Annotated in this window: 12 protein-coding genes; 6 read left to right on the top strand and 6 right to left on the bottom strand. The window is 70.3% G+C overall.

The window, feature by feature from the left end; all coding sequences use genetic code 11:
- Positions 1 to 2: 2 nt before the first annotated feature.
- Entirely contained in the window at positions 3 to 722 is a 720-nt protein-coding gene (gene fabG / locus AB0M99_RS16805) for a 3-oxoacyl-[acyl-carrier-protein] reductase (protein ID WP_365920952.1), read from the bottom strand.
- Between the two features lie 186 nt (positions 723 to 908).
- Between fabG and AB0M99_RS16800 the strand changes: the two genes are divergently transcribed.
- The 3 genes from AB0M99_RS16800 to tyrS all read left to right on the top strand — a co-directional run bounded on the left by AB0M99_RS16800 (position 909) and on the right by tyrS (position 5,166).
- Positions 909 to 2,432, top strand: coding sequence for a TldD/PmbA family protein (locus tag AB0M99_RS16800; protein WP_365920950.1), 1,524 nt, complete (start codon positions 909 to 911; stop codon positions 2,430 to 2,432).
- The gene (locus AB0M99_RS16795) at positions 2,432 to 3,823 is read left to right on the top strand and encodes a metallopeptidase TldD-related protein (protein ID WP_365920948.1); all 1,392 of its coding nucleotides are present in this window, start codon (positions 2,432 to 2,434) and stop codon (positions 3,821 to 3,823) included. The genes AB0M99_RS16800 and AB0M99_RS16795 overlap by 1 nt, the downstream gene beginning before the upstream one ends.
- Positions 3,824 to 3,888: 65 nt before the next feature.
- On the top strand, positions 3,889 to 5,166 hold the full coding sequence (gene tyrS / locus AB0M99_RS16790) for a tyrosine--tRNA ligase (RefSeq protein WP_365920946.1): 1,278 nt from the start codon (positions 3,889 to 3,891) through the stop codon (positions 5,164 to 5,166).
- A gap of 78 nt (positions 5,167 to 5,244) precedes the next feature.
- Here the strand turns inward: tyrS and AB0M99_RS16785 are convergent, their stop codons facing one another.
- On the bottom strand, positions 5,245 to 5,523 hold the full coding sequence (locus AB0M99_RS16785) for a GlsB/YeaQ/YmgE family stress response membrane protein (protein ID WP_365920944.1): 279 nt from the start codon (positions 5,521 to 5,523) through the stop codon (positions 5,245 to 5,247).
- A gap of 232 nt (positions 5,524 to 5,755) precedes the next feature.
- Here AB0M99_RS16785 and AB0M99_RS16780 point away from each other — a divergent pair, with 232 nt between their 5' ends.
- Both AB0M99_RS16780 and AB0M99_RS16775 read left to right on the top strand, forming a co-directional pair.
- The gene (locus AB0M99_RS16780) at positions 5,756 to 6,034 is read left to right on the top strand and encodes a DUF3099 domain-containing protein (protein ID WP_365921005.1); all 279 of its coding nucleotides are present in this window, start codon (positions 5,756 to 5,758) and stop codon (positions 6,032 to 6,034) included.
- 146 nt (positions 6,035 to 6,180) lie between these two features.
- Positions 6,181 to 6,441: a hypothetical protein gene (locus tag AB0M99_RS16775; protein ID WP_365920942.1), complete on the top strand. Its 261-nt coding sequence runs from the start codon at positions 6,181 to 6,183 to the stop codon at positions 6,439 to 6,441.
- A gap of 9 nt (positions 6,442 to 6,450) precedes the next feature.
- Here AB0M99_RS16775 and moaA read toward each other — a convergent pair whose 3' ends face one another.
- The 3 genes from moaA to AB0M99_RS16760 all read right to left on the bottom strand — a co-directional run bounded on the left by moaA (position 6,451) and on the right by AB0M99_RS16760 (position 9,608).
- Positions 6,451 to 7,440 carry a GTP 3',8-cyclase MoaA gene (gene moaA, locus AB0M99_RS16770; RefSeq protein ID WP_365920940.1) on the bottom strand — a complete coding sequence of 330 codons (990 nt, stop codon included), beginning with the start codon at positions 7,438 to 7,440 and terminating at the stop codon, positions 6,451 to 6,453.
- Between the two features lie 177 nt (positions 7,441 to 7,617).
- Positions 7,618 to 9,246: a cation acetate symporter gene (locus AB0M99_RS16765; RefSeq protein WP_365920938.1), complete on the bottom strand. Its 1,629-nt coding sequence runs from the start codon at positions 9,244 to 9,246 to the stop codon at positions 7,618 to 7,620.
- Positions 9,243 to 9,608, bottom strand: a complete 366-nt coding sequence (locus AB0M99_RS16760) for a DUF485 domain-containing protein (protein ID WP_365920936.1) — start codon at positions 9,606 to 9,608, stop codon at positions 9,243 to 9,245. Before AB0M99_RS16760 ends, AB0M99_RS16765 begins: the two co-directional genes overlap by 4 nt.
- 279 nt (positions 9,609 to 9,887) lie before the next feature.
- Here AB0M99_RS16760 and AB0M99_RS16755 point away from each other — a divergent pair, with 279 nt between their 5' ends.
- Positions 9,888 to 11,432, top strand: a complete 1,545-nt coding sequence (locus AB0M99_RS16755; RefSeq protein ID WP_365920934.1) for a S8 family serine peptidase — start codon at positions 9,888 to 9,890, stop codon at positions 11,430 to 11,432.
- A gap of 90 nt (positions 11,433 to 11,522) precedes the next feature.
- On the opposite strand, the gene AB0M99_RS16750 is transcribed toward AB0M99_RS16755, so the two are convergent.
- Positions 11,523 to 12,566, bottom strand: a complete 1,044-nt coding sequence (locus AB0M99_RS16750; protein ID WP_365920932.1) for a zinc-dependent alcohol dehydrogenase family protein — start codon at positions 12,564 to 12,566, stop codon at positions 11,523 to 11,525.
- Positions 12,567 to 12,596: the final 30 nt, after the last annotated feature.

Raw genomic sequence — 12,596 nt, 5'->3', positions numbered from 1 at the left:
GATCAGTGACCCATGCCCAATCCGCCGTCAACGGGAATGACGGCTCCTGTGATGTACGCGGCGTTGTCGGACGCCAGGAAGCTCACGGCTGCCGCGATCTCCTCGGGCTGCGCGTAGCGGCCCAGGGGCACCTGGCTGACGATGCCGGCGCGCTGCTCGTCGGTGAGCACCTTCGTCATGTCGGTGTCCACGAAACCGGGGGCGACCACGTTGAAGGTGATGTTGCGGGAGCCCAGCTCCCTCGCCAGGGAGCGGGCGAAGCCGACCAGGGCGGCCTTGGAGGCGGCGTAGTTGGCCTGGCCCGCCGAGCCCAGCAGTCCGACCACCGAGGAGATCAGGACGACGCGGCCCTTCTTGGCGCGGAGCATGCCGCGGTTGGCGCGCTTGACCACCCGGAAGGTGCCGGTGAGGTTGGTGTCGACGACCGACGCGAAGTCCTCCTCGGACATCCGCATGAGCAGGGCGTCCTTGGTGATGCCGGCGTTGGCCACCAGCACCTCGACGACGCCGTGCTTGTCCTCGATCTCCTTGTAGGCCTGCTCCACCTGCTCGGAGTCGGTGATGTCGCAGCGCACGGCCAGCACGCCCAGCGCGGCGAGCTCGACCGGCGGCTCGCCCGACCGGTACGTGATCGCGACCTTGTCCCCGGCCTCCGCGAAAGCTCGGGCGATGGCGAGGCCGATGCCCCGGTTACCTCCGGTGACGAGAACCGAGCGGCTCAACGGATCACCCTTTCGACTAGCGGCTCTGAATACCAAAAACCTATAGGTCGCACCGCCCGTACGGAGAATCGGGCTCCCACAGGGCCTTGGGACGGGCTCTGTCGAGTCCCTACAGAAAGATGTAGGCACAAGAGCCGCGATCGCGACATGATCGAGGCGACCGGCCCCGACCCCGGGAGGACTTCCGTGCCCCATTCCATCGACGCGGCTTTCACCGCGCTGCCCCTGCGGGCGCTCGCCGACGCGGCGCTCGCGCGGGCCCGCGCGCTGGGCGCCGACCATGCCGACTTCCGGCTGGAGCGGATCCGCAGCGCCTCCTGGCGGCTGCGCGACGCCAAGCCCTCCGGAGGGTCCGACACCACCGACCTCGGATACGCGGTCCGGGTGGTGCACGGGGGCAGCTGGGGGTTCGCCTCCGGTGTGGACCTGACCATGGACGGCGCCGCCAAGGTGGCCTCGCAGGCCGTGGCCATGGCCAAGCTGTCGGCCCAGGTGATCAAGGCGGCGGGCTCGGACGAGCGCGTCGAGCTCGCCGACGAGCCGGTGCACGCCGACCGGACGTGGATCTCCGCCTACGACGTGAACCCGTTCGAGGTGCCGGACGCGGAGAAGGCGGCGCTGCTCGCCGACTTCAGCTCCCGGCTGCTGGCGGCCGAGGGCGTGGCCCACGTGGACGCCTCGCTGCTCGCCGTGCACGAGAACAAGTTCTACGCCGACACCGCGGGCACCTCCACCACGCAGCAGCGGGTGCGGATCCACCCGCAGCTCACCGCGGTCGCCGTCGACGCCACCACCGGCGAGTTCGACTCGATGCGCACCATCGCCCCGCCGGCCGGGCGCGGCTGGGAGTACCTGACCGGCACCGGCTGGGACTGGAACGCCGAGCTGGAGCAGATCCCCGGGCTGCTCGCCGAGAAGATGCGGGCGCCGAGCGTCGAGGCCGGCCGCTACGACCTGGTCGTGGACCCGTCCAACCTGTGGCTCACCATCCACGAGTCCATCGGCCACGCCACCGAGCTGGACCGGGCCCTGGGCTACGAGGCGGCGTACGCGGGGACCTCCTTCGCCACCTTCGACCAGCTGGGCAAGCTCAAGTACGGCTCCTCGATCATGAACGTCACGGGTGACCGGACCGCCGAGCACGGGCTGGCCACGATCGGCTTCGACGACGAGGGTGTCGAGGGGCAGAGCTGGGACCTGGTCAAGGACGGCACCCTGGTCGGCTACCAGCTGGACCGGCGGATCGCGAAGCTCACCGGCCTCGGCCGCTCCAACGGCTGCGCCTACGCCGACTCCCCCGGGCACGTGCCGGTCCAGCGGATGGCGAACGTCTCGCTCCAGCCGGATCCGGGCGGGCTGTCGACCGAGGACCTGATCGGCGGGGTCGAGCGCGGGATCTACGTGGTCGGCGACCGCTCGTGGTCGATCGACATGCAGCGCTACAACTTCCAGTTCACCGGGCAGCGGTTCTTCCGGATCGAGAACGGCAGGCTGGCCGGTCAGCTGCGCGACGTCGCGTACCAGGCGACGACCACCGACTTCTGGGGCTCGATGGAGAAGGTCGGCGGTCCCCAGACGTACGTCCTGGGCGGCGCCTTCAACTGCGGAAAGGCCCAGCCGGGCCAGGTCGCGGCGGTCTCGCACGGCTGCCCGTCGGCGCTGTTCCGCGACGTGAACATCCTGAACACCACGCAGGAGGCCGGACGCTGATGTCGACTCGAACCAAGCCGCACGAGATCGTCGAGCGGGCGCTGGAGCTGTCCACCGCGGACGGCTGCGTCGTCATCGCCGACGAGGAGTCCACCGCCAACCTGCGCTGGGCGGGCAACGCTCTCACCACCAACGGCGTCACCCGCGGCCGCACCCTCACCGTCATCGCGACGGTCGACGGCAAGGAGGGCACGGCCTCGGGGGTCGTCTCGCGCTCCGCCGTCACCGCCGCGGACCTGGAGCCGCTGGTACGGGCCGCCGAGGCGGCCGCCCGGGGCGCGGGCCCCGCGGAGGACTCCCAGCCGCTGGTGACCGGGACCCCGGTTTCGCCGGACTTCACCGACGCCCCGGCGGAGACCTCCTCGGCGGTCTTCGCCGACTTCGCGCCGGCGCTCGGCGAGGCCTTCGCCCGGGCCCGGGCGGGCGGCCGGGAGCTGTACGGCTTCGCCAACCACGAGCTGGTCTCCACGTACGTCGGGACCTCCACGGGGCTGCGGCTGCGCCACGACCAGCCCAAGGGCACCCTGGAGCTCAACGCCAAGTCCCCGGACCGGCAGCGCTCCGCCTGGGCGGGCCGCTCCACCCGGGACTTCAAGGACGTGGACCCGACCGTGCTGGACGCGGAGCTCGCCGTGCGCCTGGGCTGGGCCGAGCGGAAGATCGAGCTGCCCGCCGGGCGGTACGAGACCCTGCTGCCGCCGACGGCCGTGGCCGACCTGCTGATCTACCAGATGTGGTCGGCGGCGGCCCGCGACGCCATGGAGGGCCGGACGGTCTTCTCCAAGCCCGGCGGGGGCACCCGCCTCGGGGAGAAGCTCTCCGAGCTGCCGCTGACCCTGCGCAGCGACCCGAACGCGCCCGGCCTGGAGTCGGCGCCCTTCGTCGTCGCGCACAGCTCGGGCGACGACGCCTCGGTCTTCGACAACGGCCTGCCGGTCCCGGCGACCGAGTGGATCAGCGGCGGCGAGCTGGCGCGGCTGACCACGACCCGGCACACCGCGGGCCTGACCGGGCTGCCGCTCTCCCCCGGCTTCGGGAACCTGATCCTGGACGGGGGCGGCGACCGGTCGCTGGAGGAGATGGTGGCCTCGACCGAGCGGGGGCTGCTGCTGACCTGCCTCTGGTACATCCGCGAGGTGGACCCGGCGACGCTGCTGCTCACGGGGCTGACCCGGGACGGCGTCTATCTGGTGGAGAACGGCCAGGTCGTCGGCGAGGTCAACAACTTCCGCTTCAACGAGTCGCCGGTGGACCTGCTGTCGCGGGCCACGGAGGCCGGGCGGACCGAGAAGACCCTGCCGCGCGAGTGGAGCGACTGGTTCACCAGGGCCGCGATGCCCGCGCTGCGCATCCCGGACTTCAACATGAGCTCGGTCAGCAAGGGCGTCTGACCGCCTCCCGGCCGCAGCACTAGACTGACCACGGCATTTCCAGAGATCCAAGGAGTCGAGAAACCGTGACGGACATCGTCGACGAACTGAAGTGGCGCGGGCTCTTCGCCCAGTCCACCGACGAAGAAGCGCTGCGCAAGGCGTTCGCGGACGGTCCTGTCACGTTCTATTGCGGCTTCGACCCGACCGCGGCCTCGCTGCACGTGGGGCACCTGGTCCAGGTGCTCACCGTGCGCCGGCTCCAGCAGGCCGGCCACCGGCCGCTGGCGCTGGTCGGCGGGGCCACCGGCCAGATCGGTGACCCGCGGCCGACCGCCGAGCGGACCCTGAACGACCCGGAGACGATCGCGAACTGGGTGGCGCGCCTGCGCACTCAGATCGAGCCGTTCCTGTCCTTCGAGGGCGAGAACGCGGCGCTGATGGTGAACAACCTGGACTGGACGGCGGGCATGTCCGCCATCGAGTTCCTCAGGGACATCGGCAAGCACTTCCGCGTCAACAAGATGCTGACGAAGGACTCGGTCGCCAAGCGGCTCGACTCCGACCAGGGCATCAGCTACACCGAGTTCAGCTACCAGCTGCTCCAGGGGATGGACTTCCTGGAGCTGTACCGGCGCTACGGCTGCGTGCTCCAGCAGGGCGGCTCCGACCAGTGGGGCAACCTGACGGCCGGGCTCGACCTGATCCACCGGGTCGAGCCGGGCGCGCACGTGCACGCGCTGGCGACCCCGCTGATGGTCAAGGCGGACGGCACCAAGTTCGGCAAGTCCGAGAGCGGAGCCGTCTGGCTCGACCCGGAGATGACCACCCCGTACGCGTTCTACCAGTTCTGGCTGAACGTGGACGACCGGGACATCTCCACCTACATGCGGATCCTGTCCTTCAAGTCCCGCGAGGAGCTTGAGGAGCTGGAGGCGCAGACCGCCGAGCGGCCGCAGGCGCGCGCCGCGCAGCGGGCGCTGGCGGAGGAGCTGACGACGCTGGTGCACGGCGCCGACCAGACCGCCGCCGTGATCGCCGCGTCGAAGGCCCTGTTCGGTCAGGGCGAGCTGACGGAGCTGGACGAGGCGACGCTGGCCGCGGCCCTGTCGGAGCTGCCGCGCGCCGAGGTCGCCGAGCTCGGCCCGGTGGTCGACCTCTTCGCGGAGACCGGGCTGGTGGCCAGCAAGTCGGCCGGGCGCCGGACCGTGAAGGAGGGCGGTGCCTACGTGAACAACGTGAAGGTCACCGCCGAGGACGCGGTCCCCGCCGAGAAGGACCTGCTGCACGGGCGCTGGCTGGTGCTGCGCCGGGGCAAGAAGAACCTGGCCGCGGTCGAGCTCACGGGCCGGGACGGCTCGTAGCCGCCCGTACGCCACGGGGCACGGCACAGGGGCCGGTTCGGACGCACTGTCCGGCCGGCCCCTCCGTCATGTCCCGCGTCAGGTCATCTGCCGTTTGTTGCCCCGGAACGCCATGTAGATCATGTCGCCGAGTCCGACGACGACGACGGCTCCGGCAAGCTGCAGCAAGTGCCGGATCCAGTCGATGCCCTTGGTGTCGTTGACGCCGATCCAGGTGGCGACGGCATTTCCGAGCACTCCGCCGAGGATGCCGAAGAGCGTGGTCAGCCAGAGGGGCTGGTGCTGCTTGCCCGGCAGGATGGCCCGGGCTATGAGGCCCAGCACGAATCCGACGATGATCGCCCACAACCAATGCATGTCGAGCCTCCTCCTGGCGCGTTGTGCGCATGTGGGCCCAGTCTCGGCCCGTCCGGCGTACTGCGCATTTCGGGCAGGGCTGTTCGAGGGACACCCGCCCTGCCCGGCTCTGGACGCCGGGCGTACGGTGGAAGGGTCCGGACCGGGGAGTGTCCGGCGGTCGATCGGGTGGTGGAGCGTGGAGCGGAAGAAGCGGAACGGGGCCGAGGTCTTCCGGATCACCGGGGCGCGGATGGGGCTCGCCGAGGACGTGCGGGGGCGCCAGCGCCGGTACGTGATCTCGATGGTCATCAGGACCCTGTCGGTCATCGCGACCGTGGTCCTGTGGAACGTGGAACGGCATGTGGCCATCGTGACGCTGGTCGCGGGCGCGCTGCTGCCGTACGTTGCGGTGGTCATCGCCAATGCGGGGCGCGAGTCGGCGCCCTCGCTGCCCTCGCACTTCATCCCCTCACCTGTGCACCCGGCACTGGGGACGGCAAACCTCAAGAAAAGCTCAGATCAATCATGAAGTTCCGGTGCACTGCACCGGGTCGTGCGTGACATACTGCCTACGCGCTCCGCATCCCCCGTCGGAGCGACGGACCGACGCCGGGCAGCTCCCCCCGTGGCTGCTCGGCGTCGCCTTTCCGTTTCAGGGGTTTGTAGGGTTGAGGCGTGACTTTCCCCCTCTTCCCCGGCCCCGATTCCGCCGATGCGCAAGCACCCACCTGCTCCGCCAAGGGCTGCCGCGACGCGGCCGTCTGGGTCCTGGCGTGGAACAACCCGAAGCTGCACACGCCCGAGCGCCGCAAGACCTGGCTGGCGTGCGAGGAGCACCGCGAACACCTCTCCCAGTTCCTGGGGGTCCGCGGTTTCCTCAAGGACGTCGTGAAGCTGGACGAGTGGGTGCAGCCGGAGGGCTCGGAGCTCGCCTGAGCGGGGCTGTCAGCCGCCGATCGCCGACATCGGGCGGTCGGGCTGGAGGAAGGACGGGTCGTCCAGACCGGAGCCCGCCTTCTTGCCCCACATCGCCAGCTTCCACAGCCGGGCGATCTCCTCGTCCGGGGCGCCCGAGCGCAGGGCGGCGCGCAGGTCCGATTCCTCGGTGGCGAACAGACACGTACGGACCTGGCCGTCCGCGGTGAGCCGGGTACGGTCGCAGGCCCCGCAGAACGGCCGGGTGACGGACGCGATGACGCCGACGGTGGCGGGGCCGCCGTCCACGACCCAGCGCTCGGCCGGGGCGGAGCCGCGCTCGTCGGCGCCCTCCTCGGTGAGCGTGAAGCGGGTGCGCAGGGACTGCAGGATGTCCCCGGCGGTGATCATGCCCTCGCGCTTCCAGCCGTGCTGGGCGTCGAGCGGCATCTGCTCGATGAAGCGGAGTTCGTACTCGTTCTCCACGGCCCAGGCGAGCAGGTCGGGGGCCTCGTCGTCATTGAGCCCCGGCATCAGGACGGCATTGACCTTGACCGGGGTGAGGCCGGCCTCGCGGGCGGCCGCCATGCCGTCGATGACGTCGTGGTGGCGGTCGCGGCGGGTGAGGGTCTTGAAGACGTCGGGGCGCAGGGTGTCCAGGGAAACGTTCACCCGGTCCAGACCGGCGGCCTTCAGGGCCTGCGCGGTGCGCTTGAGGCCGATGCCGTTGGTGGTCAGGGACATCTGGGGGCGCGGCTCCAGGGCCGCGCACTGCTCGACGATCCCGACCAGGCCGGGCCGCAGCAGCGGCTCGCCGCCGGTGAAGCGGACCTCGGTGATCCCGAGCTGCGTGACCGCGATGCGGATCAGCCGGACGATCTCGTCGTCACTGAGCAGGTCGGACTTGCCGAGCCATTGCAGGCCCTCCTCGGGCATGCAGTACGTACAGCGCAGGTTGCACCGGTCGGTGAGCGAGACGCGCAGGTCAGTGGCCACGCGGCCGTAGGTGTCGAGAAGCACTGTGGGCCCCCTCCCCTGTCCGGATGTCGAGGTACGCGCGAGGTTGGATCTACTTCACGCGTTCTATTTCGAGCCTACGCGACACGTGTGTCCGGTAGAGGTGCCCGAATGAACGATACGTAACGTGGCCGCGTCGTAGAGACCTACGACGCGGCCACGCTCGGTGTTCGGACGATCTCAGTGCGCCCCTGTTCCCGTGAGGGAGCGCACCTCCAGCTCGGCGAACTTCTCGGGGTCCGCTTTCTCCTTGGACAGGACGGTTCCCAGCCACCCGAGGAGGAAGCCGAGCGGGATGGAGATGATGCCCGGGTTCTCCAGCGGGAACCAGTAGAAGTCGGCGTCCTTGAACATCGAGGTCGGCTTGCCCGAGACGACCGGCGAGAACAGCACCAGGCCGACCGCCGAGATCAGGCCGCCGTAGATGGACCACAGCGCGCCCTGGGTGGTGAAGCGCTTCCAGAAGAGGCTGTAGAGGATCGTCGGCAGGTTGGCGGAGGCGGCGACCGCGAAGGCGAGGGCGACCAGGCCGGCGACGTTGAGGTCGCGGGCGAGGGCGCCGAGGCCGATGGCGACGGCGCCGATGACCACGGTCGACCAGCGGGCCGCGCGCACCTCCTCCTGCTCGGTGGCCCGACCCTTGCGGATGACGTTGACGTAGAGGTCGTGCGCGAAGGAAGAGGAGGAGGCCAGGGTCAGGCCGGCGACCACTGCGAGGATGGTGGCGAAGGCGACCGCGGAGATCACGGCGAGCAGGATCGCGCCGCCGGTGGAGCCCGCACCGCCGCCGATCTCCTGGGCGAGCAGCGGCGCGGCCGTGTTGCCCGCCTTGTTGGACTTGATGATCTCGTCCCGGTTGAGCAGCGCCGCGGCGCCGAAGCCCAGGGCGATGGTCATCAGGTAGAAGGCGCCGATGATGCCGATGGCCCAGTTCACGGACTTGCGGGCGGCCTTGGCCGTGGGGACGGTGTAGAAGCGGATCAGGATGTGCGGCAGGCCCGCGGTGCCCAGGACCAGGGCGAGGCCCAGCGAGATGAAGTCCAGCTTGGTGAGCGAGTCCTTGCCGTACTTCATCCCGGGTTCCAGGAACTTGACGCCCTGTCCGCTGTTCTCGGCCGCCTTGCCCAGCAGGTCGGAGATGTTGAAGTTGAACTTCAGCAGCACCAGGAAGGTGATCAGCAGCGCGCCCGCGATCAGCAGGACAGCCTTGATCATCTGGACCCAGGTGGTGCCCTTCATGCCGCCGATGGTCACGTAGACGATCATCAGGACACCGACCAGCGCGACGACGGCGACCTTGCCGCCGTCGCTCGTGATGCCCAGGAGCAGCGAGACGAGCACGCCCGCGCCGGCCATCTGGGCGAGCAGGTAGAAGATCGAGACGACGATCGTGGAGGTGCCGGCGGCGGTGCGGACGGGCCGCTGGCGCATCCGGTACGCGAGCACGTCGCCCATCGTGTAGCGGCCGGAGTTGCGCAGCGGCTCGGCGACGAGCAGCAGGGCGACCAGCCAGGCGACGAGGAAGCCGATGGAGTACAGGAAGCCGTCGTAGCCGAAGAGGGCGATGGCTCCGGCGATGCCGAGGAAGGACGCGGCGGACATGTAGTCGCCGGAGATGGCGAGGCCGTTCTGGAAGCCGGTGAACTGGCGGCCGCCCGCGTAGAAGTCGGCGGCGTCCTTGGTCTGGCGGCCGGCCCAGATCGTGATGATCAGGGTGGCGACGACGAACAGCCCGAACAGGGTCATGATCAGCGGACGGTGTTCGGTGGCTCCGGCGGCGACCGTCGTCAGGGGGAGCGCTGCACTCATTCTCCGGCCTCCATGCGCGCCTTGATGGCCGCGCCCTTGGGGTCGAGGTTGGCGGCGGCGTGCCGCGAGTACAGCCAGGCGATGAGGAAGGTCGTCGCGAACTGGGCGAGGCCGAGGACGAGGGCGACGTTGATGTTGCCGAAGAGCTTGGTCCCCATGAAGTCGCCCGCGTAGTTGGACAGCAGGACGTAGAGCAGGTACCAGGCGATGAAGGCCACGGTGAGCGGGAAGGCGAAGGAGCGGTAGGAGCCGCGCAGCTCCGCGAACTCGGCACTCTGCTGCACGGTCACGAACTCTTCGGCCGTCGGGGTCGCCGACGGCGCTCCCGCGCTGCCCGGCGGCGGCGCTGCTTCGGTGGTCACGGGGGACTCTCCTTGTGACGCGGGTGCGGTGGGGACTACGGACAAAACAACCTCCGTGTGGGGGGACGGTGGCGCTGATCCCCCTCTGTCAACGGCACGGCCGGCGCGTCGGGACGGTTCAACACCAGATGTTTCTTTGGCTGCTTATCTTTTTGGACGCTGATTTCTCGAACTGATGGCGCAAGACCGAACGTCAGCACTAGGTTCACGTGACATGAACCCGTCGGGCGCGACCGCGCCCGCACGGCTCTGTCACGATCACGATGATGTGGAGAACCCATGGCTCATCTGGGAACCGGTCGCCGGCGCGCTCTCGCCGTTCCGGTCGGGCTGGCGCTCACGGCCTCGCTCGCCTTCCTGCCCTCGGTCGCGGCCTCTGCCGCTCCGCTCGGCAACACGGCGGACGCGGCGGCCGCCGTCAAGGCCGACACCACCGGACCCAAGCTGTCGTACGTCGCGAACCTGACCGCGTACGGCACGGTGAAGCAGGCGAAGAAGTCGATCGAGCGGGCCGGCGGAACGGTGGTGACGGCCTATGAGCAGATCGGCGTCGTCGTCGCGCACTCCCAGAACCCGGACTTCGCCAAGCAGTTGCGGGCCCAGCGCAGCCTGTTCGTCTCGGTCGGCGCCACCCGTACGGCCCCCCTCTCGGTGGTGCAGACCACCGAGGAGGGAACGACGCAGCAGCTGAGCGCGGCGGACGCCGCCAAGGCCGCGGCGCAGGCCGAGCCGGGGCAGGAGCCCCTGGAGTCCAACCAGTGGGACCTGCGTGCTATCAAGGCCGACCAGGCTCACAAGATCAACGATGGCAGCCAGGACGTCACCGTGGGTGTCATCGACACGGGTGTTGACGACACCCACCCGGATCTCGCCCCGAACTTCTCCAAGGGCCAGTCCGCCAACTGCGTCGGCGGCGTCGCGGACACCACCGAGGGCGCCTGGCGTCCGTACGCGGACGGCAGCGACCACGGCACCCACGTTGCGGGCACCATCGCGGCCGCGCGCAACGGGATCGGCATCAGCGGCGTGGCGCCCGGCGTCAAGGTCGCCGCGATCAAGGTGAGCGAGCCCGCGACCAGCCTCTTCTACACCGAGGCGGTCGTCTGCGGCTTCATGTTCGCCGCCGAGAAGGGGATCGAGGTGACCAACAACAGCTACTACGTCGACCCCTGGCTCTACAACTGCAAGTCGGACGACGACCAGAAGGCGCTGGTGGAGGCCCTCGCCCGGGCGACGAAGTTCGCCGAGCGCAAGGGCGTGCTCAGCGTGGCCTCGGCCGGCAACTCGAACCACGACCTGGCCGGCGCCACCATCGACGACGCCAGCAGCCCCAACGACACCACCCCGGTGCCGCGCACCATCGACCCCAAGGTCTGCCTGGACCTGCCCACCCAGCTGCCGGGTGTCGTCACGGTGAGCTCGACCGGTGACAAGGGCTTCAAGGCGTACTACTCCAGCTACGGTCTCGGCGTCGTCGACGTCGCGGGCCCCGGCGGCGACAAGTACCAGGTCCCGGCCACGCCGGACGCCAACGGCCGCGTGCTGTCGACCGTCCCGGGCGGCGGCTACGGCTACAAGCAGGGCACCTCGATGGCCGGCCCGCACGTCGCCGCCGTCGCGGCGCTGCTCAAGAGCAGGCACCCGCACGCCACGCCCTCGCAGCTCCAGGCGCTGCTGAAGGCCCAGGCCACGAAGGTGGCGTGCCCCGAGAAGGTCTACGACTCCACGGGCGCGCTGGTCGACGCCACCACCTGCAACAGCAAGTGGGGCCAGACCGGCTACTACGGCCACGGCCTGGTCGACGCGCTGAAGGCCGTCAAGTAAAGGCCGTCAAGCAGTCGGCTGACCGGACGTAGGAGAGGGCCGGGCGGGGGTGAACCCCCGCCCGGCCCTCTCCTGCTCGCCCCTACGGGGTCAGGGCTTGATCATCACCTTGAGCGCGCTGCGGTCGTCCATCGCGCGGTAGCCGTCGGGGGCCTCGTCCAGGGAGACCGCCCGGTCGAAGACGGGCGCCGGGTCGATCGCGCCGCTGAGCACGTCCGCCAACAGCTCCGGGATGTACGCGCGGACGGGGGCCACACCGCCGCGCAGGGTGATGTTGCGGTCGAACATGACGCCCAGGTCGAGGCCGGTGCCGCTGCCGTGCGGGACGCCGACGTAGCCGATGGCCCCGCCGTCGCGCGTGATGTTCACGGCGGTGCGCATGGACTGCTCGGTGCCGACCGCCTCGATGACGGAGTGCGCGCCCTGTCCCCGGGTGAGCTCGCGCACGGCGGCCTCCGCGGCCTCGCCGCGCTCGGCGACGACGTCGGTGGCCCCGAAGAGCTTCGCGATGTCCGTACGGGCGGCGTGGCGGCCCAGTGCGATGATCCGCTCGGCGCCGAGGCGCTTGGCCGCGAGGACGCCGCACAGCCCGACCGCGCCGTCACCGACGACGGCGACCGTGCCGCCCTTGCGGACGCCCGCGCCCAGCGCGGCGTGGTGCCCGGTGCCCATGACGTCGGAGAGCGCGAGCAGCCCGGTCAGCAGGTGGTCGTCGGACGCGGCCTCCGCGGGCAGCTTGACCAGGGTGCCGTCGGCGTGCGGGACGCGGACCGCCTCGCCCTGGCCGCCGTCGTGGCCGACCGAACCCCAGAAGCCGCCGTGCTCGCAGGAGGTGTACAGGCCCTCGGAGCAGTAGTCGCAGGTGCCGTCGGACCACATGAAGGGGGCCACGACGAGGTCGCCGGCGCGCAGGCCCGAGACCGCGGATCCGGTCTCCTCGACGACGCCGAGGAACTCGTGGCCGATCCGCTGGCCGGGCTGGCGCTGCGCCTCGCCGCGGTAGGCCCAGAGGTCGCTGCCGCAGATGCAGGCACGCAGGACGCGGACGACGGCGTCCTCGGGGCGCTGGATCGCAGCGTCGGGCACCTCCTCCACGCGGATGTCGTGCGGGGCGTGGATGACGGTGGCGCGCATGGTGGTGCAGTCCTCCGGCTCGGGGGTAGG

The sequence above is a fragment of the Streptomyces sp. NPDC051183 genome (assembly GCF_040682455.1).
Taxonomy (GTDB): domain Bacteria; phylum Actinomycetota; class Actinomycetes; order Streptomycetales; family Streptomycetaceae; genus Streptomyces.
The sequence above is the reverse complement of the archived record's forward strand: the minus strand, read 5'-3'. Positions and strand labels throughout refer to the sequence as shown.

Excerpts from the sequence above, each read along its gene's own strand:
- AB0M99_RS16795 (WP_365920948.1), top strand. The coding sequence starts at position 2,432 with ATGTCGACTCGAACCAAGCCGCACGAGATCGTCGAGCGGGCGCTGGAG.
- AB0M99_RS16785 (WP_365920944.1), bottom strand. The coding sequence starts at position 5,523 with ATGCATTGGTTGTGGGCGATCATCGTCGGATTCGTGCTGGGCCTCATA.
- AB0M99_RS16780 (WP_365921005.1), top strand. The coding sequence starts at position 5,756 with ATGGGGCTCGCCGAGGACGTGCGGGGGCGCCAGCGCCGGTACGTGATC.
- AB0M99_RS16765 (WP_365920938.1), bottom strand. The coding sequence starts at position 9,246 with ATGAGTGCAGCGCTCCCCCTGACGACGGTCGCCGCCGGAGCCACCGAA.
- AB0M99_RS16755 (WP_365920934.1), top strand. The coding sequence starts at position 9,888 with ATGGCTCATCTGGGAACCGGTCGCCGGCGCGCTCTCGCCGTTCCGGTC.
- AB0M99_RS16750 (WP_365920932.1), bottom strand. The coding sequence starts at position 12,566 with ATGCGCGCCACCGTCATCCACGCCCCGCACGACATCCGCGTGGAGGAG.